This is a genomic window from Verrucomicrobiota bacterium (assembly GCA_034440155.1).
GTDB lineage: Bacteria > Verrucomicrobiota > Verrucomicrobiia > JAWXBN01 > JAWXBN01 > JAWXBN01.
Map to the genome: position 1 here is coordinate 1 of JAWXBN010000045.1, position 21765 is coordinate 21765.

The 21765-nt window shown below is 46.1% G+C and carries 22 protein-coding genes; 11 read left to right on the forward strand and 11 right to left on the reverse strand.

Features of this window, described 5'->3' with window-relative positions; genetic code table 11:
• Positions 1–424 (forward strand): hypothetical protein (locus SGI98_04500; protein ID MDZ4742663.1); only part of this gene is annotated, 424 nt, incomplete at its 5' end.
• A 3-nt stretch (positions 425–427) separates the two neighbouring features.
• Here SGI98_04500 and pyk read toward each other — a convergent pair.
• Positions 428–1879 carry a pyruvate kinase gene (gene pyk / locus SGI98_04505; protein MDZ4742664.1) on the reverse strand — a complete coding sequence of 484 codons (1452 nt, stop codon included), beginning with the start codon at positions 1877–1879 and terminating at the stop codon, positions 428–430.
• A 112-nt stretch (positions 1880–1991) separates the two neighbouring features.
• Between pyk and SGI98_04510 the strand changes: the two genes are divergently transcribed.
• Genes SGI98_04510 through SGI98_04545 form a run of 8 tightly spaced genes read left to right on the forward strand, consistent with a single transcriptional unit; the run spans position 1992 to position 10678 of the window.
• Positions 1992–2906 carry a hypothetical protein gene (locus SGI98_04510; protein ID MDZ4742665.1) on the forward strand — a complete coding sequence of 305 codons (915 nt, stop codon included), beginning with the start codon at positions 1992–1994 and terminating at the stop codon, positions 2904–2906.
• A 5-nt stretch (positions 2907–2911) separates the two neighbouring features.
• A complete protein-coding gene (locus tag SGI98_04515; protein ID MDZ4742666.1) occupies positions 2912–4645 on the forward strand; it encodes an ATPase, T2SS/T4P/T4SS family in 1734 nt (577 codons plus the stop codon).
• Between the two features lie 47 nt (positions 4646–4692).
• Entirely contained in the window at positions 4693–6678 is a 1986-nt protein-coding gene (locus tag SGI98_04520) for a hypothetical protein (protein ID MDZ4742667.1), read from the forward strand.
• A gap of 18 nt (positions 6679–6696) precedes the next feature.
• Positions 6697–7329 carry an ADP-ribosylation factor-like protein gene (locus SGI98_04525; protein MDZ4742668.1) on the forward strand — a complete coding sequence of 211 codons (633 nt, stop codon included), beginning with the start codon at positions 6697–6699 and terminating at the stop codon, positions 7327–7329.
• A gap of 11 nt (positions 7330–7340) precedes the next feature.
• Positions 7341–7808, forward strand: a complete 468-nt coding sequence (locus SGI98_04530) for a roadblock/LC7 domain-containing protein (GenBank protein ID MDZ4742669.1) — start codon at positions 7341–7343, stop codon at positions 7806–7808.
• Complete coding sequence (locus SGI98_04535) at positions 7808–8860, forward strand: ABC transporter substrate-binding protein (GenBank protein MDZ4742670.1); 1053 nt, start codon at positions 7808–7810, stop codon at positions 8858–8860. The genes SGI98_04530 and SGI98_04535 overlap by 1 nt, the downstream gene beginning before the upstream one ends.
• A complete protein-coding gene (locus SGI98_04540; protein ID MDZ4742671.1) occupies positions 8844–9641 on the forward strand; it encodes an ABC transporter ATP-binding protein in 798 nt (265 codons plus the stop codon). The genes SGI98_04535 and SGI98_04540 overlap by 17 nt, the downstream gene beginning before the upstream one ends.
• Positions 9638–10678 carry an iron ABC transporter permease gene (locus SGI98_04545; GenBank protein ID MDZ4742672.1) on the forward strand — a complete coding sequence of 347 codons (1041 nt, stop codon included), beginning with the start codon at positions 9638–9640 and terminating at the stop codon, positions 10676–10678. Before SGI98_04540 ends, SGI98_04545 begins: the two co-directional genes overlap by 4 nt.
• On the opposite strand, the gene SGI98_04550 is transcribed toward SGI98_04545, so the two are convergent.
• Genes SGI98_04550 through SGI98_04590 form a run of 9 tightly spaced genes read right to left on the reverse strand, consistent with a single transcriptional unit; the run spans position 10675 to position 17446 of the window.
• Positions 10675–11295: a cob(I)yrinic acid a,c-diamide adenosyltransferase gene (locus SGI98_04550; protein ID MDZ4742673.1), complete on the reverse strand. Its 621-nt coding sequence runs from the start codon at positions 11293–11295 to the stop codon at positions 10675–10677. The two genes, SGI98_04545 and SGI98_04550, sit on opposite strands and share 4 nt — an antisense overlap.
• Position 11296: 1 nt before the next feature.
• Complete coding sequence (locus tag SGI98_04555) at positions 11297–11668, reverse strand: hypothetical protein (protein MDZ4742674.1); 372 nt, start codon at positions 11666–11668, stop codon at positions 11297–11299.
• A 54-nt stretch (positions 11669–11722) separates the two neighbouring features.
• On the reverse strand, positions 11723–12442 hold the full coding sequence (locus tag SGI98_04560) for a methyltransferase domain-containing protein (protein ID MDZ4742675.1): 720 nt from the start codon (positions 12440–12442) through the stop codon (positions 11723–11725).
• Positions 12442–13101, reverse strand: a complete 660-nt coding sequence (locus tag SGI98_04565; protein MDZ4742676.1) for a polyphenol oxidase family protein — start codon at positions 13099–13101, stop codon at positions 12442–12444. Before SGI98_04565 ends, SGI98_04560 begins: the two co-directional genes overlap by 1 nt.
• Positions 13101–14210, reverse strand: a complete 1110-nt coding sequence (locus SGI98_04570; GenBank protein MDZ4742677.1) for an FAD-dependent monooxygenase — start codon at positions 14208–14210, stop codon at positions 13101–13103. Before SGI98_04570 ends, SGI98_04565 begins: the two co-directional genes overlap by 1 nt.
• The gene (locus tag SGI98_04575) at positions 14207–14821 is read right to left on the reverse strand and encodes a riboflavin synthase (GenBank protein ID MDZ4742678.1); all 615 of its coding nucleotides are present in this window, start codon (positions 14819–14821) and stop codon (positions 14207–14209) included. Before SGI98_04575 ends, SGI98_04570 begins: the two co-directional genes overlap by 4 nt.
• A 9-nt stretch (positions 14822–14830) precedes the next feature.
• The gene (gene rnc, locus SGI98_04580; protein ID MDZ4742679.1) at positions 14831–15559 is read right to left on the reverse strand and encodes a ribonuclease III; all 729 of its coding nucleotides are present in this window, start codon (positions 15557–15559) and stop codon (positions 14831–14833) included.
• Positions 15556–16539 carry a tyrosine-type recombinase/integrase gene (locus SGI98_04585; GenBank protein ID MDZ4742680.1) on the reverse strand — a complete coding sequence of 328 codons (984 nt, stop codon included), beginning with the start codon at positions 16537–16539 and terminating at the stop codon, positions 15556–15558. Before SGI98_04585 ends, rnc begins: the two co-directional genes overlap by 4 nt.
• Position 16540: 1 nt before the next feature.
• Positions 16541–17446, reverse strand: a complete 906-nt coding sequence (locus SGI98_04590; GenBank protein MDZ4742681.1) for a phosphoribosylaminoimidazolesuccinocarboxamide synthase — start codon at positions 17444–17446, stop codon at positions 16541–16543.
• Between the two features lie 170 nt (positions 17447–17616).
• Between SGI98_04590 and SGI98_04595 the strand changes: the two genes are divergently transcribed.
• Together SGI98_04595 and SGI98_04600 are read left to right on the forward strand one after the other, a co-directional pair.
• On the forward strand, positions 17617–20184 hold the full coding sequence (locus SGI98_04595; GenBank protein ID MDZ4742682.1) for a glycosyltransferase: 2568 nt from the start codon (positions 17617–17619) through the stop codon (positions 20182–20184).
• A gap of 5 nt (positions 20185–20189) precedes the next feature.
• Entirely contained in the window at positions 20190–21185 is a 996-nt protein-coding gene (locus SGI98_04600; protein MDZ4742683.1) for an L-histidine N(alpha)-methyltransferase, read from the forward strand.
• A gap of 43 nt (positions 21186–21228) precedes the next feature.
• Here SGI98_04600 and SGI98_04605 read toward each other — a convergent pair whose 3' ends face one another.
• Complete coding sequence (locus SGI98_04605; protein ID MDZ4742684.1) at positions 21229–21762, reverse strand: WcaF family extracellular polysaccharide biosynthesis acetyltransferase; 534 nt, start codon at positions 21760–21762, stop codon at positions 21229–21231.
• Between the last annotated feature and the right edge of the window lie 3 nt (positions 21763–21765).

A 21765-nucleotide genomic window follows, 5' to 3' on the forward strand; every position in this document is an offset into this window, starting at 1 on the left:
GCCAGACACCGGATCTGCCCCCAGGTTTACAAGGTGCACCGGCTGGCGCATAACTCTGCGTAAAGAACAAATGAAATTCATCCGGATTCAGCAAAATGCAACGACTGAACTTGTGGTCAACCTTGATCATATTTCAGTCGTTCAAATCACCTCGACTCACGCTTATATTTCGATTATCCATCAGGCAGACAAGATGATGATTTCGGCAGCGGAATGGGAACGGATATCCATCTATTTTACCCCAAAACAATTTCCCCGTGTGACTGAAACAGCGCAAACACTTTATCTGGTCAACCTCGAAAATGTGACCCATATCAATATCACATCAAGTTTTAGTTATCTCTATGTCCGTGGTTTTCAAGACAAGATCATGCTCAAGCCTGAAGTATGGGCTGACATGTCTATCCTTTTCCCTGCCCAATAAATCTTACTGGATCAACCGGACTTCGACGGAGTTAACACTCCTGCGAGGAACTGAACGGTCAATCACATTATTTGTCTGAAACTCAGTTACCGCAACAATGACACTACCCGGCAATAAAAAGTCCTTCTCCAAAAGCATTCTTTCCGCCCGCTGGATATTGATTTCGGAATCCTCCTCGAAACTCAGGACAAAAGGATAAACAGCACGGCAGAGTGTGAGTTTTTGGGCGATTTCTTTTTGTTCGGTAAAAGCATAAATCGGCGACCAGCCTGGCCTGAATGAAGCTGCCATGGAGGCCATATAACCCGTTTTTGTGAATAGAAGAATTGCCGAGGCACGGATATGATCTGCCAGTAATACCGCCGAGCGGACGAATTTCTCGAGGCTTCCCTCGAGCTCGACCGAGCTAATATGGTCTGTTCCCCCACTCCGCTCTGTTCTACGGGATATGCGGTCAAGCACATCCACACATGAAACCGGATACTTTCCGACAGAGCTCTCCCCCGATAACATCACGGCATCTACTCGCTCAAAAACGGCATTAGCCACATCGGTAATTTCAGCCCGTGTGGGATAAGGATTCTCGATCATACTTTCAAGCATGTGCGTGGCGACAATAACAGGTTTAAAGTATTGCAGGCACGTCTTGACGATTTTACGTTGGATAATCGGGAGTTCTTCCAATAAGCATTCGATTCCCAAATCACCACGGGCTACCATAACCGCATCTGCCTCAGAAATGATTTCGTGCAAGTTGCGCACAGACTCCTGATCTTCAAATTTCGCCACAATACGGGGTGATTTTCCGAATTTTTGACATAGGGCACGAAGTTGTTTAATATCACCGGCTTCACGGCAGAATGAGAGTGCGACGTAATCCACATCCAACTCGCAACCTAACTCCACATCACTAATATCTTTTTCGGTCAACGCAGGGAGGTTTACCCTCACCCCGGGTAAGTTAATGTGTCTGCGGCTGCCCATGACACCTTCCGTCAAAACCTTACAACGCAGTGAGTTGTGTGATTTCTCAAGGACTTCCATTCTTAAAACTCCATTATCAACAATAACCTCATCCCCCACATGTAAGTCATTAATCAATCCATCATAATTCACATCAACACTATTATTCTCGGCACTTTTATAGCCCAAAACGGTAAAGGTAAACTCATCACCAGGTTTTAAATTGAGTTTAGTGGGAAGCTCACCGGTACGGATAGCCGGCCCTTGTGTATCCAACAGTATCCCGATTTGTTTTTGTTCTTCAAAAGCTATTTTCCGGATCAATGGGACAATTCGCCGGATCGTCTCATGTCTGGCATGCGACATATTTAACCTGAAAATATTCACTCCTGTCTTAATCAATTGTGTGATTAATTCTTCACTTTCCGTAGCCGGACCAAGAGTTACGATGATTTTTGTTTTTCTCACGGGATAAGCTTTAGGCAACTTCATGCGAGTTGGACAGGAACAATTCAGAAAAATAATTAAAAAAAACGATGAAACCGGATAAAATTGATGTTCAATCTTGTAATTTCAAAAAACTTTGACAATTATAAGAAAAGTTATGCCTGAAGGAAAAGAGGATATCGCACAGCTCATGTCGACGATTGAAATGTTTGAGGTTATTTCTCAAACAAATCCTGATGATTACCAATCATTAGAAATCCTCAAAGAAGCTTATGTCAAGGTAGGACGGGAGTCGGATGCCATCCGTATTTCGAGGCAAATTGCTGATGCTTTTGTCAGAATGGGGCAGATATCCTCAGCTATCCTTGAATATGAAGGAATCCTTCAAAAGCAGCCAGATAATGTCGAGGTTTTGATGGCCTTGGGTGAGCTGGAAGAAAAACTCGTTGGGATGACAGCAAAAAAGACAGTAGCACCCACAGCTCAAGTCCCCACTAGTGATGGTAAAACCGCTGATGCCACTGCCGAAGCTGTCCAAGAGGAAGAACATGTCGTAGCCAGCCTCATTGAAACCAGCCATACCAAGACAAATAAACGTGCCAAGCTCGATCTTTCGGGTGATCCGAATGAACCTTTTATTAAATATCTCGCAAAACTCGGCACACTCAAGGAGGAGCAGGCACAAAGGGTGTCTGACATCACCAAAAACCGCATCCCGAAATCAAATAATGACCTTGGTGTATCACTTATTCAGGTTTTAAATGATGAAAAAATCATCGGGCACGATGATTTATTGAATGTCTTGGTCGACCGTACCCACTTGGGTTATGTCCCTATTGGGGAATATGATATTGACCGTTCAATCGTCAAAATGCTCCCTCCTGAAATTACCTTAAACCGTTTGATCCTGCCCTTTGACCAACTGAGCCGCACCCTGATGGTAGCTTTGGTTAATCCTTTTGATGAAATCGGCAGACAATCTGTCCAGCAATCCCTTGAATACAATATCCACTGGTATCTCGCTTCCCCTGAGGCGATCATAAAAACCCTGAAATTCGTTTATAAACTCTAATTCCTATGGCTGCAAAAAGTTTTGGTGACCGGATTGCTGATGTCCTCATTGAGGACGGGTTGCTCATGTATGAACAGATTGAGGAGGTCCGTGAACAACAAAAACAATCTGGAGGCCAACTTCTCAAACTCCTCATTGAAAAAAAATATGTCACTGAAGAAGACATGATGATCAGTATGGGGAGATGTTTGGATACACCTCCCCTTAATGTCAGTAAAATCCGTGTCCCAGATGACATCAAAGCCCTTGTTCCCACCGATTTGGCTAAAAACTACAAACTTATTCCTGTGGCTCGACTGGGGAATAAGCTTTTTGTGGCTATGGCCGACCCTCTTAATGTCCTTGCCATAGACGATCTGCGCAGTATCACGAAAATGGAAATTTTCCCCATGATCGCCACCCAAAAGGCGGTCACGGACGCCCTGAGCGGAATAAGTGGTGGTAGTGGTGGCTCCCTCAGCATGGATGAACTCGCTGACGAAGAGGCTCATGACGCGCTTACTGACGTCGAGATGGTGTCAGAAAAGACAGATAATACAGATTTGGATCGGTCACTGTCTTCCACACAAGAGGCTCCTGTTATTAAAATGGTAAATTTAATGTTGGTTCAAGCCATTCAAGAGGGGGCCAGTGATATCCATCTTGAGCCTTATGAAAAGAAAATGGTGCTCCGTTACCGCGTAGATGGAGCCTGCTCCGAATATAAAGCACCACCAAAGTCCCTATCGAATGCGGTTTGCTCCCGTATTAAAATCCTGTCAAATCTTGATATCGCCGAAAGACGCCTCCCTCAGGACGGACGTATGAGGATCAAGGTCGGCGGTAAGGACTTTGATTTGCGCGTAAGTATCCTGCCCATGCTTTACGGTGAAAAAATATGTATGCGCGTCATCGATAAGAATAATTTGTCTGCTAGTATTGACAAAATAGGATTGGATGAGGCGACATTAAAACGTTTTATGCGTGCGGTGGATGCGCCCCATGGATTGATCCTGGTTACCGGACCTACGGGCTCAGGTAAAACCACCACGCTTTATTCAGTCTTGCAGGAACTTAACAAACCCCAGTACAATATTACGACCGTTGAAGATCCCGTGGAATTCAATGTGCCCGGAATCAACCAATGCGCTGTCCGCTCCGATATCGGACTCACCTTCGCAGCGGCACTTCGTTCAATCTTACGTCAAGACCCTGATATTGTCATGATCGGTGAGATTCGTGACGGTGAAACTGCCGATATTGCTGTCAAAGCCGCGCTAACAGGCCACCAAGTTCTCAGCACTCTCCATACAAATGATGCAGCAGGAGCTATCGCCCGCTTGGACGATATGGGTATTGCCCCATTCTTAATTTCTTCATCAGTGATCCTTACTTGTGCTCAACGCCTTGTCCGCCGTATTTGCTCTCATTGTAAGGAAGAAGTGGAAGCCCCGACAGTGGATGCCCTTGAAAAAATTGATTTAACCGCAGAGGATATCGAGGGGGTGACTTTCTTTGGAGGCCGTGGATGTGACCGCTGTAAAGGAAAGGGTTACGCAGGGCGTTTAGCGGTTTTGGAAGTTCTTGAAATGTCCGAGCGTATCCGTAAAATGGTCATTAAGCGGGCGAATTCTAACGAAATCAAAAAGGTAGCTGTCGAAGAAGGGATGAAAACCCTTCGTATGGCCGGATTTGACAAGGTCAAAGAAGGTCTTACGACCCTTGCAGAAGTGGCTGCAGCAACATCAGAAGATCATTAGAGAGCAGTTCTTTACATTTTTAAATAAAAACATATAATAAAAAAATTATGGCATTCTCATTTTTCAAGAAAAAAAATAAAGATGACGATCAACAAGTAGAGTCTGGTCCACAGATTGTTATCCCTCCGGCCGCTCTTCCAAATGCAAAAAATGCAGCAGAAGGGGCATCCGCAACATCAGATCTAAGTAAACCTTCATTAGGTATGCCAGTTCCGAAAGTTCCGCCTGCACCTGCTACCGCCAGCCTGAGTAAACCTACACTGAGGGCCGCCACATTACCGCCTCCTCCTCCTGGTGCACCCGCATCATTACAACCTCCACCCTCTCTTGAAAATAAGATATTGACACCTCCCAGCATAGGATCGGTCCCCCCATCTTCAGCCACAAAAAAACTGCCTTTACCTAAAATCAACTTGGGAGCACCGATGTCGGCTCCCCCTTCAGCGCCTAGGCAACAAATACCTCAGGTCGCACCAGGCGATTTGAGTGGAGCCAGACTGCCCATGCCATCTCTCTCTGACCCCAAGACACTGGGCTCATCTGTTCCTCTCATTAAAAAACCAAATCAAACCATGTCCCTACCAGGCATGTTAGGAGCAAAAACATCAGCTCCAGTACCTAGTGGTCCACCCCCTGCTATTATTCCCAGCGTCCAGAGCGTGGAGATTCCTCTCTCAGTAATCGCAAAAGCAATTCCTGAAGACATGGTAAATCCTTCCGAAATCAATAGCTCAGGACATTTTGTCTACGATGCAAAAAAAATGATTGAGCAATTATCACTTGGTAAGGTGACTCTCTCTTTGGGTGAAATCGCGCAAGTCGCACCCCATTTACTTCTGGATCCGACACAGCATCATGATCAGATTATTAATTTACCTCTTGGAGAGATCGTTAAAATCGCTCCAAAGGGATTACTCCAAAAACGGGCCGATCAGATTGAGGAAAAAATGGAAGGGGTTAATATTCCCACTCCATTCAGCGAAATAGCCAAAAAGGATGCTCTAAAAGCTGCAACACCTGCTCCAGCAGTCACTCCGCCGGCACCCTCTCAATTATCTGCAACTCCCCCTGCCGCTCCTCAACCACCCTCTGCAGCACCTGTTCCTACCCTCGGGCAGAAAGTGGAACCGAAACCATTTGCTCCTCCAATTCCAAGGACAGCACCTATTTCACATTCTACCCCATCCACTGGACCAATCGTAAAAACAGGGCCTCAACCCCTTCCGGCGATTCCGATCTCTACTATCATGTTGAATAGACCGGGATCAAGTAAACCTACTATTCCTATCGCGCCCGCAACCACTCCAATCAGCAAAAGTATTCTCACTCCCTCACAAAGGGGAGTTCAGGCACCAAACTTGCTGAATAGAATATCCCCCTCTAGCCTAGGAGCTCAACTCTCTGCACCAGCCAAATCACTCTTACCTTCACCTCCTAAAAAGACAGAGTTCCCCGAAGCAACTAAAACGATTACACCCCCGGTAAACCCACAGGTTTCAGTCCCTGTGCTGACACAACCGGCACCGCAAGCCCAACCGCCTGTGCAGGAAACAACACAGGAAACAACACAGGAACCCACAGTTTCCGAACCAAAGCAAGAACAGGCACCAGCTACGCCCACAGCACTTGAGTTAACTCCCGGCCTTTTAAACCTAATGAAAAAAGCTGGGATTACTGAAACCGGAACAATAGGGGTACACCAACTCATTAAGAGTATTTCAGGAATAGACAGTTGCCTGATTTCATCTGTTTCCGGAAATATTCTCCTCGAAACAGATCCACTCCCATCCAATCAGGCAGTCGCTCAAAATTTTGCAGCAACCTACGTAAACAAAGTTCTCCGCCATGCAGAACCTCTTCATCTGGCCCCAATTAAAAAAATAACCATAAGGACAGGTGGAAATAAAAATATCAGTATCTTTAGAGCTCAAAATATTGTAATGATTGCAGAACACCATACAAACCACCTTTGTCGTAAGTCATCGACTTTATTAAATGATATTGTTGGTGAACTGGTGAATTCAGTATCCTAAATTCCAGGAGAAGTTAAAATGTCGATTATTAATTACGCGACAAAAGAAATACAATTTAAGATCGTGTATTATGGTCCTGCCCTGTGTGGTAAGACCACAAATCTTGCTTATATCCACTCTCAAATACAGCCTGAGAATAAAGGTGATTTGGTATCATTGGCCACAGCAGCGGATCGCACCCTATTTTTTGACTTTCTCCCGTTACAGGCTGTTGTCATCAAAGGATTTAAAACAAAATTCCAACTTTACACAGTGCCAGGACAAGTTATTTATAACGCTACACGCCAATTAGTCTTAAGAAGTGTGGACGGGGTGATATTTGTCGCAGACTCACAGTGGGATAAAATGGAAGAAAACGTGGAAGCACTCGGCAATCTCAGGGAGAACCTCACAAAACAAAATATGAATATGGACGATATTCCCGCTGTTATCCAATTTAATAAACGAGATCTACCTGATGTGGCACCTGTTGATTATATGGATTTCCTTTTGAATAATGCAGCTAAAAAGGTGCAAACATTCGAGGTTATCTCCACCACGGGGCAAAATGTGTTTATGGCTTTGAATACCGTTGCCCAGCTTCTCCTTTATAAATTCACCAAAGAAAATGCGGGCGGCTCATCCCAACCTGCTGAAGTCAAAGTCGTTTAACTTTTTTTTATATGCAACCAATTCCCATCCTTACAATCGAAGACGTAAATCAAATCGACCACGTACTGTCCAATTTTCTTCAGAAATCTGAAACGCAGTTGGCTGTAGTGATTGACCGTGGGGGAAATATTATTTCTCAACAAGGTAATATTACCATTATGGATACGACCGTAGTAGCTGCGTTAGCTGCTGGATCTTTTGCCGCCACAATGGAGTTAGCCCGACGTATTGGGGAAATGGAATTCAACGCTCTTTATCATCAAGGTAAAGGTGCCCACTTATTCATTTATTCTGTCGATGAAAATACAATTATTGTCACTGTATTTAATGACCAGACCACTATTGGACTTGTTCGTTTTTATGCCGAATCAGCCGCGACTGACCTTGGTGAGCTCTTGAACAAATTACGACAAAAGAATGTTTCTGAAAGATTTGAACTGACTACGAAAGACATTGAGCAAGCTGGTAAACTCTTTTAATGCACCTTTCCTACCTGAAAAATAGTACCGGAGCCGCCATTTTGACGGCTCTTTTTTCTGCCCTACTCATCCTCACGATGCCCACATTCATCCAAAAGATTCTCGATCGCGAAAGTGAATATCAACCAGTAAAAGTACAAGGTGAGGGCTATCCACTCCTTATCAGCGATAGCCTTGGACATTCCACAATAATAAAAAAAGCCCCAAAGAGGATTATCAGCCTGACCCCCAGCCTGACGGAGACACTCTGTAAAATCAATGCGACGGAAGATCTACTGGCTGTGACATCCTTCTGTAAAAAATCAAATCCCCAATTCAAAAAAGTGCTTGAAGGGAAAATTGAAATCGTCAATGGGATCAATCCCAGTGCCGAGCAAATTGCAGAGATGGACCCCGACCTGATCCTCACGGTGTCAAACTCCTCCCCCGAATTTGTCTCTAATATCCGTAAATTAGGAGTGCCCGTCATTGTCTTTGGGAATGAGTCACTTGAAACAGTGCTCGGATTTATTCCGGTTTTAGGCCAAATAACGGGCCATAGAAGTGAATCTCTCACGCTTCTGGAAACCCTAACAAAACGCTTAACAGATATTGATACTCACGTCTCCCATATCCCCTATACCAACAGGCCTTCGGCCCTGATTATGTTCGACCTCAGTGGGGGTGGTGCGGGGGGGGAGAGTTCATTCATGGGAGATATTTTGGAAAGGGCCGGAGGAAGGAATCTCGCCATTGAGACGGGATCACGATGGCCAACCGTATCCACCGAATGGATGATGGAGAAGGATCCGTCCCATATCTTCCTTGATGACTACCGTGAAGGAGATGAGCTCGGGAAAGCCGTTCTTGTCTTAAAGGAAGAGGTCGCCAAACACCCCATTTTCGGCAAGCTCTCTTCTGTGGAAAATGACCGCCTACATATTATCGGTAATAACCTGATCGTCATACCCGGTCCCCGTACCGTTGATGCCGTGGAGATACTACACTCCCTTTTATATCCCGATTTTGTAAAAAACATCCCTGAGCAATCCCCCCATGAACAATCCCTATGATCTCAAAATCCATGTCGAGAAGGCGGGTTATACTCATCCGATTGTCAAAGACTGCTCTTTAGATATCCCCCAAGGGAAATTCTGCTGTATTGTCGGACCAAATGGTTCGGGTAAAAGTACCTTTTTAAAATCTCTTTTAGGATTACTGCCGATCAATGAAGCCCAAGTCAAAATTGGGGAAAAACCTTTTTTTGATCTGCCCCTTAAAATGCGGGCACGCCAAATCTCATTTATGCTGCAAAAGCTTGAAATTGATTTTCCTTTTTCTGTGGAAGAGCTTGTGTCTCTCGGTCGTTACCCACATAGCGGGCTCATGACTGAATTAACATTATCGGATAAAGAAATCGTTACTTCCTGCTTGGAGCTCACAGGCACTGCCCACCTTCGTGAGCGCCGGATCAATGAGCTCAGTGGTGGGGAGTACCAACGAGTCCTACTTTCAAAGACCCTGGTCCAAAAAACCCCTATTCTCCTTTTAGACGAACCCACAGCCCACATGGATCTCGGCCACCAAGTACAAACCTATGAATTACTCAAAAAACTAGTGGTGAGTGAAAACAAAACGGTCCTGAGCGTATGCCACGATTTGAATCTAGCCGCCGAATATGCAGATTTGATCGTGATCATCACGCAGGGATCCATCCGTCTCTCCGGCAGCCCTGCTGATACCTTGACAAAAGAATCAATCGAATACCTTTCGGAATCGACGTGCTTGGTCGTTGATAAAAATCCATTTACCCAGAATCCCCATATTTATATCCGTCCCGGTCGATCATCATGAAAGAGAAAAAAAACCATCCCCTCCTTTTCATTTTTTCCCTGACAGCTATTTTAGCTGTGAGTATCATTGTGGCGATTAGCACAGGATACGGACCTTGGGCCGGGTTGACTGATACATTCCGCATGTTTACTCATTTCCTTACAGGTACACCGATGACAGCACGCGATAATATTTTGCAATCTGTATTTGTAAATTTGAGAATGCCCCGTGTCATCCTTGAGATATGCGTTGGGATCAATCTTTCGATTGCAGGAGTCCTTCTACAGGCCCTATTCCGAAATCCTTTGGCAGAACCCTACTCTGTGGGTGTATCCTCTGGAGCGGCCCTAGGGGCTGTCATCGCTGTAAGTATCGGTTTCCGTGAATCGATAGTCGGTATTGGGCTCCAAGGCTTTTTTGCATTTGGAGGAGCCTTGGCTATTACCTTTTTAGTCTATGTCATCGCACGACAAAACGGGGTGGTCCTGACGACCAAACTCCTCCTTACGGGACTTGCCGTAGCAGCCGTGATACAGGCAGTAACGACATTAATGCTCCTTCAATTTGAATTCATCCGTCTCCGCAGTGTGCTCGCTTGGACCCTCGGCAGCTTTTCCAATAAAGGCTGGTCCCATGTCATAACGATCGTTCCCTTTACATTTATCGGACTGGTTTTGTGTTCCTTCCTCGCCAAGCCTCTTAATATTCTTTGTCTGGGGGAGGAGAAAGCCAAATCTCTGGGATTAAATGTCGAGAAGTTCAAGCTCTCGATTTTTGTCATCAGCTCATTATTAACCGGGACAGCCGTGGCAGTCAGCGGCATTATTGCTTTTGTCGGGTTGGTAGTGCCCCACATTATGCGTGTGATCCTGGGCCCAGATCATAAATATCTGATTCCTGCTTCTGCACTGGGAGGAGCCCTTCTCGTCGTTTATGCGGATTTGATCGTCCGCATCCTTTCAAAATCCCAAGAAATCCCGATTGGGGTAGTCACCAGTGTATTCGGGGGGATTATTTTTATCCAACTCCTAAAAAATACTCAAAAAGGAATTTCTTAGTTTTTCCGAGGAACCCACTTCTGTTCCTGATCATAATTTTCCGTATTTGCTGCGACACGTGCCAGAATAAAAAGATAATCGCTGAGACGGTTAAGATAAACAACCAACTGGGAAAGTTCTGGAACTTTCTCGATCCCATTACTATGCAAGTAGTGGATAATGACCGACTCGACATGGCGGCAACTCGCCCGGGAAACATGGGCTTGGGATGCAAGCAAATTGCCACGGGGCATGATAAAAAAACGCATTGTCGGCAATACTATTTCAGATTCTTTAATCTGATCTTCCAAGATGGTAATCGATTCTGGAGAAACACGAGGAATAAGGCTGAAAGACTCACTATCGTGTTCTGTCGCCAAAAGTGCCCCTATGTTAAATAATTCAGGCTGCACCTTACCGGCAAGGTGATCAAGAATACGGTCTAATATTATGGCTAAATCCCGGGCGGCGGGATGGTCCTGTGGCACTGGGACTGGCTGTGATAAAACGACACCGATTTGACTATTGAGTAAGTCTACCAGTCCGTAAGTCAGGACCCTGTGGTCTGATTTGAGGACTCTGCGTCCATTAAATAAACTGGTATATCCTGCATCCCCGCCTTTTGTGACTACTCCCATATTAGTTCCTGCTCCTGAGTAAAAGATTTATGCCAATGACAAAGAGTCCGATACTCGAAATCAAGAAAATAACTGAAAGAATTCCCTGAATAATTTTCACATCGATGGCCGAGGAAATAAAATAACACATAAAGTTCACCGTCGTGAGACCTAATATCCAAGTTGAAAGCACTTTGTAATCAACTTTTAAAGTTTTCTGACTGGTTTGGACCAGCTCATCAAATTCCTTAAAATCGACATCTAACCTCCCGGGTACCACGATGTGACGGCCACAATTAGGACAATCAATCTCATCAGGCACCTCAGGAGTAACCCCGATCATCTGGGCACAATAGAGGCAGCGGAATTGGTCCGGTGGTAAAAGGTCTGACATAAGCTTGTATTGAAATTATCGCAAAATCCTTTTCATGCAATAGCTTTATCATATTTACTCGGGACAATCTATCTCCTTGCAAACAATGATGCCCTGCCTGAAGAATCTGGCCTTTTCATGTTTGAATCCCTTTAATCCCGCGTCTAGTGCCATGGATTTGAATTCCTCCCCGGTAAATGCCCTCCTTGCCGATACAATCGCATCATTCCTGCTAATAGGATTATTCGTGGTCTGGATAAGAATACTCGCACCTAACAGGGCCAAATCAGCCCGGACGATGTCGGTGCAATAAAGAACCCCTGATGTCACACGCCATAATTCCTTGAATATCGCGATGACCTCCAGGCGACTAAAGTGATGGAGTGCCATGTGGCACATGACCAAGTCAAATGACTGATCCGGATATGAAAGGTTAAAGAGATTTTGTATCTCATAACCGATAACGGGATCATTTGTATTTTCCCGCGCAATTTGCAGCGTAACAGGATTAATATCAGTCGCCGTAATCTCTACCGGTTGATTCTTTTTTATGAACCAAGATGACATGAGCCGGGGGATGTCTCCAAAACCGGTTGCACAATCCAAAATCTTCGCGGGCCTGCCTGTAAAAGAATGATGTTCAAGAAACCGGGTCATCTGGGCATGAGACCCAAAATAACGGTTGATCCAACCGATAAACCTCAGGTCCTCAAGCATTAACTCCTTTGGCTGGGGCAGATCCATGAGTTCCTTCTGCTCTTCATGATATGCACGGTGGCGACAAATAAAATTCATCATAAAATCATCATTACCCCAAAGAGCCTGCCGGTTTTACCTTTCTCCATGCGGTATGAATAGTAGCGGCTCAAATCCCCAGCCGTATCCATCTGGCAATCATAAACACGTTCCACCCCGCACTCATAAAGCTGACGTTTGATCTCGGCGGGAATATCCATCTCGTAATGCTCCTTGCGGATACAAGGGCCTAAGACCGCCGTAAATGAGGACGAGGGCACCTGAAACTCATTTTTCATCTTGGTGACTGTTTTCCCCGTGATATTCAAAAGGGTCCCCCTCTTACCTGAATGGATTAAAGCAATGGAAGGAGTGGACTGCTCATAGATAAAAACAGGACAGCAATCTGCCACGTGAATACCGATCGGTAATTGCCTACAGCGGGTAATCAATGCATCGGCATCCGGGATCACGCTGTCCTGCAACGACTCGACAACCACACTCATATCCCCATGGGTCTGCTCGCAGCGGACTATGGAGCCAAAGTCGATATGGTGGCGCAGTGCAATTTGCGTGTGTGCCTCCTCCAAGTCCTCTACGACCTTTTTTTTGTCTTCTGAAACGGCGATCCCCGGTATCCTTAATGTAAAAAAATGGACGAGGCCGGCCGTCTGGTCCAGCGGTGTAAACTGCTCGGAAAGTTGAGAATAATTCATCATCATTTTGAAAAGCGGGGTTTCATCAGGTTCTTGAGCATCAGATTAACGGGAAAGCGGGCTCCTGCCAGCAAATTTGCGCCCAAACTAGCTATCGGTGGATTCCGTAGAATGGGGGCTATCATGAGATTTGTAGAGATTAAAGATTTTATCCCTTTCTCGATTTTTTTACCCAAAAGACTCATTTCCGTGCGTATATCACTATCTGGATGGCAGGCTGACAATACACGAGCAGCAGCACTCACCCCTGAAGCTAAGGCATAAGTAATCCCCAAACCCGTGAATGGTTCCAAAAACCTTTTAGCATCCCCTGCCAGGATAATTCTTGGATTCTGGTTTCTACAGTGGTGAGGAAACGCCTTAGGAACGACTTTTGGGGCACACACCAACTGATAGTTTTTGAGAGACTCGCCGAGTAATTTGTCTTGGTGAATAAACCCTTGAAGGATTGATTCCGGCTGACGGCAATCGGGGGGGATCCTGTCCATATTAACAACAGCCGAAAAATCGAAATATTCATCCTGGTAGGAGCAAGTGCCCATGTACCCCCAACCGTTAAAGTGTAATGCTAATACGCCGGCAGGCAAATCGGATGTTTTAATGATATATTGGATCCCGACACGTTTGGCCGTATTCCTTTTCTTTAAAGATTCCGGATGGGCAATAGAATTCATCCCATCGGCGCAAATTGCATAATCGGCGCTGCTTTGTCCCGTTGCCGTCTTCACCACGACCTTATTACCTTCGGAAAATAGTTCACGAATATTCTCCCCTTCTGAAATATTGATCCCCCGGGATTCGCAGAGTTCCCAAAGGCGTAAGTCGAACTCCTGCCGGGACAATGAATAAACGATCGCTGGGATATCCCAAGATTGGGAGGCTTGTCCTGTCGAAAGAGCAAGTTGCTTAATCTCACCTTTTGATACCTGCTCTAAAACCGGGGTGGCCTGGATCATATCAAGGAGGAAAAATGCATTTGTATTTAAAAAACCACCACAAACCTTCGGCCTCCCCTTTCTTTTGCCTTCAAAGACATGAACCGGCATTTGGTAACGGTCCAGGAAAAGTGCTGCGGCTAATCCTGCGGGTCCCGCCCCGACGATGGCGATCATGTGATTGTTTGACCTTTTGCCAAACGGGCATCGAGGATATTATTAATATACTTACCGATCATATCACTCTCCAAATTCACTTTGATCCCCGGGCGTGCATTTTTAAGGTTCGTCATGTCACGAGTATGTGGAATGATCCAGACCACCAGCTCTTGACCATTTATCTCCGCTACCGTCAGGCTGATTCCATCGATGGAAATAGAACCTTTTTTCACACATAACGAAGCCACATCCTCCGGACAATCAATCACCAGTTTAAAATCATTTCCCGACTGGCTCCATTCCTGGATGATCCCTACCCCATCCACATGTCCTGTCACAAAGTGACCACCCATCCGGTCTGCAGCGCGTAAGGAGCGTTCGAGATTCACGCAGGCACCCTGATCAAGGTAGCCCAGATTGGTGACCCTGAGTGTTTCATTCAGCACATTAAAAGTCATCACCCCGGCATTTGCAGCCACAGCGGTTAAGCAAACCCCGTTGACAGCGATACTTTCACCGAGTGCTACATCATGAAAGGCGGCGGAAGCCCGGATCGTCAGGTCTGTGGACTCATTACCGGCTAGGAGTGATTGTAAAATGCCTGCTTCTTGGATAATGCCTGTAAACATAATTTTCCTTTAATCTTCCTTCATGTTGGTGGTCTTATTTTCAAGTGTATTTAATCGGTCAAGGGCATCTCGGGCGGCGGCGGTTTCCGCGTTCTTTTTGCTTTTCCCCTCACCACTGCCCCATTCTTTGCCTTCCCAGACCACCTTTGAGATAAAAGACTTATCATGATCCTGGCCGGATTCTGACACAATCATGTAGGAAGGAGTCTCGCCGGATAAAGCTTGGATTCTTTCTTGTAATAATCCTTTAGGGTTACTCTCATCAGCAAATTGCCCTAGTAACGGAAGTTCTTCAGAGAACAGGCTCATGACAAAGAATTCTGCGGCCTGAATCCCTGAGTCGAGATAGATAGCCCCGATGACAGATTCCAAAGCATTTCCTAATGTCGAAACCCGGGTTCTTCCCTCAGGGTTATTCTCCGTAGGTCCCAAAACCAAGTCAATGTGTAACCCGATCTTGGCAGCCAGTTCCCCTAGTTTTTTACGGTTAACGAGCCCTGCACGCATTGTCGTGAGAACCCCCTCGAATTCATCGGGAAACGTGCGATATAGGTAATCCGAGAGGACTAACTGGAGCACCGCATCACCGAGGAACTCCATCCGTTCATTGTCATTAATCTCTTTTTCACGGGCTTTCGTGACACTGGAATGGGTCAGGGCCTCAGTCAAAAGGCTTTGATTACGGAATGTATAACCAAATAACTCGAAGGATATCTGGCTGGAAGATTCATTTGTCATGGAGTATCCTTCCGTGCTTGTTTGCGCCCACTGCGGGGATGATATAGGCTGTGGGCATTTTTGAGTCTTTGCTGGTCCACTGCCGTGTAAATCTGTGTCGTGGTAATATCCGCATGTCCGAGCATTTCCTGGATAACCCTTAGGTCGGCCCCCTCCTCTAATAAATGCGTGGCAAAAGAATGCCTGAGTAAATGCGGGTATATCCTTTTTTCATAACCCGCCTTGCGGGCATGATTTTTCACAATATCACGGACTCCCTGTGCGGAGAGTTTCCCTCCACGGTGATTGATGAAAATCTGGTTCACGCTTGATTTTCCGTTGGTTAGCCGGGGACGCCCACTTGTTAAATACCGGTCCAAGGCTTTCATTGCCTTCGCCCCAATTGGAACAAAACGCGTTTTATTCCCCTTACCCGTTACCCGTGCTGTTCCTGACTCTGTATCCACTGATGATAATTCAAGGTCTTTAAGCTCGCCCAACCTCATTCCACTCGCATAAAAAAGCTCCATCACAGCCTGGTTACGTAATTGTAATGCATCATCCCCTACGGAAGCACTCTCCAAAATGAGGTTCACATCCCCTTGGGAAAGGGTACCGGGCAATTTGCGTTGTGATTTGGGAGTCGGGCTATCTTGGAGGAGTGGTTTGATCCCGGGAAACTCTACTGAGACATGACGGAAGAAGAGGCGTAAATTAATATATAAATTCTGATAAGTGGCCGGAGCAATTTGCTTTTTGCGGGACTCGAGGAATTCACCGAATTTCTCTTCGGTTAATGCCTTCCAATCCATGATCTCCTGTTTCCGGCACCAATGGGCCAGCTGCGCAACTTGCCCGCATTCTAAGGTGACAGTTTTGGGGGAGAGTCCGCGCTCTGTGAGACGGTAAATGCGATATTCCTCAATCACCCGCAAAAGTGAAGGAGGAAGGGGCATTTCCTCCGTAGATCCTACGGTTAGAACATGGTGCTTATGCCTCATGTTAAGTTTGTACGGGTAAGGGAGAACCTGTGATCCTCCTGTAAGCCTCGAGATAAAGTGCCGTGGTCCGCGAGACGACATCTTCCGGTAAGTCAGGTGCTGGAGGATGATGATCCCAACCAGCATAATTCAGGTAATCCCTGATAAATTGTTTATCCATGCCATTCTGGGGTTTACCCGGGACATACTGTGCCCTATTCCAAAAACGTGAAGAATCAGGAGTGAGACATTCATCCATGAGGACAGTCTCGCCATGCTCAAATCCGTACTCGAATTTTGTATCCGCAATGAGGATGGCAGCGTGGTCGAGTGATTTTGAGGCGGCTTCGTAGAGTCCGATACTCGCTGTTTTAAGCTTTGCTGCATTGCCCCAACCGATCGTGTCAGCCATTTGCTCAAAAGTAATATTCTGGTCGTGCCCCTTGTCATTTTTCATGGCCGGGGTAAAAATCGGCTCGGGCAAAACATCCGATTCTTTCAGACCTAAAGGGAGCTCCACTCCGCAAACCATTCCATTTTCCTGATATTCTTTCCAGGCAGAGCCCGCGAGGTAGCCACGAACGACACATTCCACCGGGATCGGGCGGAGTTTTTTGACAAGCATCGAGCGCCCCTCTAGCCAATGGCGGTATTCTTGGAGCCCTTCAGGAAATTCATCATAATTAACCGAACGGAAATGATTCAGGACAATATTATTCAGCTTTCTAAACCAATAAGCTGAAATCTGGGTCAATACACGTCCCTTTTGGGGAATAGGGGTTGGCAAAATACAATCGTATGCGGACAACCTGTCTGTCGCTACAAAAAGGAGGTCTTCCCCCAAATCAAAAACTTCCCTGACCTTTCCACTTTTCAGCTTAGGAATCCCGGGTAATTCAATATCGTACAAAGTCTCTTCAAAACTCATAAAGAATAATTAACACAAAATGTTTTTTTAATTCAAGCACCACCATTTGAAAAGATAGTGAATTTAAGATTAGTGATGCCAATAAGGAGTGTGACTTTGTAAAAAAATACTTGATTATTAATATGGCCGTAGCTTGACCTGCCTCACGATGACTGCTAAATCCTATCCCCATGTCGACGATCTTGGAGACACCGTCTCCTTATTACACACCTACAGCTTTTCATCCCCGTGGAAGGGTTAAAGCTAATGCTAAGTTCTTTTTCCGTGGCGGACTCAAATTTTTTGTTAAGGGAGTGACCTACGGTCCTTTTGCCCCCTACGTCAATGGGGTCTATTTACATTCGCCCGATCTTACACGTAGGGATTTACAAATGATTAAGGAACTCGGGGCCAATGTCCTGCGTTTGTATCATGTGCCCCCACGTTGGTTTCTCGACATGTGTTATGAGTACGACCTCCAAGTACTCATCACGATTCCTTGGGAACAACATGTGAATTTCCTCGATAGCCAGAATAGCCGGAAAATTATCGAGAATAAAATCCGCACAGGCGTTCGTCAAAACGAAGGGCATCCTGCACTTTTTGGTTATATGGTCGGTAATGAGATCCCCCCTTCGACAGTCCGTTGGTACGGACTCAGCCGGGTACAGTCTTTCTTAGAAAATCTCGTGAATATCGCCAAGGAGGAAGACGATAAGACTTTGGTGACTTATGCGAATTTCCCTTCCACAGAATACTTGATCCCGGCAAATATCGATTTTTGCTCATATAATGTTTACCTGGAAAATCCGGCTTCCTTTGAAAAATACCTCGCGCGGCTTCATAATATTTCCGGTGACAAACCCCTGATGCTTGGGGAGTTTGGCCTTGATTCGATCCGCAATACAGAAGAAAAACAGGCCGAGATACTGGGTTGGCATGTGAAAACCGTCGGACAAATGGGTTTGGCAGGAACCATTCTTTTCTCGTGGACGGATGATTGGTACACGGGAAACCATCAAATTACCGATTGGGCTTTTGGACTAGTGGATGCCGAGCGCCGCCCGAAAAAATCCTATTTCAGGATACAAGACTGTTTCCTCGATGAGGCCGATGGGAAAGCGGGCCAGAGGGTACCCCTGAGAGAATACCCCAAAGTCTCCGTGGTCGTATGCTCCTATAACGGGGGGAAAACACTGCAAGCCTGTCTCCAGAGCCTGACGGAAGTCGATTATCCCCATTATGAAATTATCCTCGTCGATGATGGGTCCACGGATGATACCCAGACAATCACCAAAGACTTTCCCCACATGATCAATATCCGCCAGAAAAACATGGGTTTGAGTTATGCCCGTAATGTCGGGTATCAGCATGCCACTGGGGATATCATCGCCTATACTGATTCGGACTGTATGGCCGACCGTGACTGGCTTTATTATCTGGTATCGACCATTACGAGCGGAAACTACGCGGGTGTCGGAGGTCCAAATATCTCTCCTCCCGCACAAAACTGGGTTCAAGCCTGTGTTGCCGCAGCACCAGGTTCCCCCAGCCACGTACTTGTCAGCGATGTGGTGGCGGAGCATATTCCTGGTTGCAATATGGCTTTTTGGAAATGGGCTATCGATGCGATCGGCGGATGGGATATTGAGTACCGCAAAGCGGGTGACGATGTGGATTTTTGTTGGCGTCTCCAACAGGCCGGGTATGAGATATCATTCAGTCCTTCGGCGATTGTCTGGCACCATCGTCGTTTTTCGGTAAAAGCATTTTATAAACAGCAAGCCGGTTACGGGGAAGCTGAAGCACTCCTGAGGTTTAAGCATCTCATTTTTTTCACCCCAAACGGGAATGCCAAATGGCGCGGAATCGTTTATGGGCTTCCTATCGGCCCGAGCATCATTCAAAAACCCATCATTTACCACGGTCTCTTTGGCATGGGCCTTTTCCAATCAATTTATCCTTCGGATGATCCCGCCATCCTTGATTATACAGGTTCACTCGAATGGGTTTTAGCCGCCATCTGTGTGGGGATTATTTCCATTACTTTCCCGGTTTTAATCCCGATCGTGGTCTTGATGTTTTTGACCACCCTCTTTGCTGGACTGATGTATGCCGCACGCACGAAGCTGGAACCCAAATATGACACTTTAGCGAGCCGTTTTCTCGTCTGGGGCTTAGCAGTTTCACAGCCCCTGATCCGAGGCTGGAACCGTCATTACACTTGGATATCCCATAAGACGACTCCCTCCAAAATCCTCACGGGTGAGTCCTCCCATAAACCAAGTAACCAGTTCACACGCGACAATTCTCTGGCGTATTGGAGTGAAGAAGGAATCGAACGCGACCGGGTCATTACAAAAGTGTGTGATTTGCTTGAAGCTGAAAACTGGTCATACTCCCTGGATACCGGCTGGACAGACTGGGACATCCAGATTTACGGGAATTACTGGTGGGATATCAGGCTGCGGACCCAGACTGAAAATCACGGGGGTGATAAACGCCTGACCCGTATCCAGATGGATCCCAAAATGACACCTTTGACGATTGCATTAACCATACTGGTCGGGTTATTGACATTTACCCTTTATTTTTCAATCGAAATCCAGATAATTTACCTTCTCTGCGTTTTGAGTTTGATTGCCGTCTTCCTGATCTTCTGGGCCTACCGGATCAGGAGCCGTATCGGGCAAATCGTCATGGAAGCAGCCATCATCATTGGACTCACCCCGGTGAAAACGGACAAAAAGAAATCATAAAGTCCATGGGGTCTATTTTTACTCCCTTTTTCATTCATGAGGGTGCCTCAGGCGACTCATCATGCGGGAGTTTACTTGCAGACCTCGGCACACGCAGGATTTCACCCGCTCACCTATATAATAGTCCTGTATTAAGTTCACTCTGGCACCGGGTCCACCTAGCCCATAGCCCGTTAAGACAATCCCCCAAAAAAGGATCATGTGAATACAGTCGTTTTGCCCAGTCCATGCTTCCATTGGTCTCAGGTAAAAAAGTCACCGTCACAAGTTTAGGCTGTGGGGATGGATATAAAGATGCCCTATTCCTAAAAACCTGGCAAAAAGCAGCATCTTCAATATCCTATCAACCGGTGGATATCAGTGCCCATCTAGTAAAAAAAGCTTGTGATTCCTGTAGTAAACTATCACGGGTCCAGATCATGCCCGGAGTTTGTGGAAACCTAGCCGATCAGCAGTTTATCCAAGATATCAGCCATCTCCAAAAGGATAAAAGCCTCAAAATCGGTTTTTATTTCGGGATTAACCCAAATTTCCAACAGGTTGATTTTTTTAACCTCTTAAAAAAATCATTCCTCCATTTTGATCATGTGGTTTTCAGCGCAAATCTCGCCCCAGGTGATGATTATGAAAAAGGTGTCCGTAAAATATTTACTCAATATGACAACCCGGAAACACGCGACTGGTTTTTGGAGTTCCTCGGTTCACTCGGGATTAGGGCACAAAAAAAGGCGCTGGAATTCTCAATCCGAAAATTCCTGCGCCCCCTACCCCACTACGCAATTTGCGTAAATTATATTTTCCCTGAAAAAACGGCCCTCTCTCTTTACGGTCAAAGGGTTTCCTTTAAAAAGGGTGAATCACTCGATATCTTTCATTCCTTCCGCCATACATTGCAAACCCTCAAGGGTTTTTCCTTATTGAGCCAGCTCACGATTACCCGTGAACAAGTTTCCCCCGATCAACAAGAGGCCCTCCTGTCAGTACAGAAAAAAAGCGCGTAACCCTTTTGAGGTAAAACGCGCTAGGGGCGGGGGAGACAAAAAGTTATAACGATTTAATGAGAAGGCACGGGTTGCCGCCATAAATCCCGTCCCCGGCAATCTCCCCTCGTACCACAGAGGCGGGCTGGATGACGGCATGAGGCCTGATATGTGTGCCCGGACAAATAAAGGCGCGGGCGGCCACCCAGACACTTTCATCTATGATGATGGGGCCCGTCACGAGATCAAATGTCTCCTTGCGATAGTCGTGGCTGCCCGTACAGAGAAAGGCTTCCTGGGATATACAGACATGGGCCCCGATCCGAACCTCATCAAGGGAGAGAATCGTGGTCCCCTCACCGATCCAAGAGTAATCCCCGATTTTCAACCTCCACGGCATGGTAATATTCACTCGGGGACGAATCACTACTCCCGCACCCACTTGCGCGCCAAAACACCTGAGTAAAAAACGTTTGAAAGAACCGGGATAAGGCAATGCACTTAAGAAAAAGGCTGCTTTTACGAGATACCAGAGGGACTCGGTGAAGAAGCTTTTTCCCCGGGAGTAACTTTTGTTATTAAACTGGTCGAGTCTCATTTT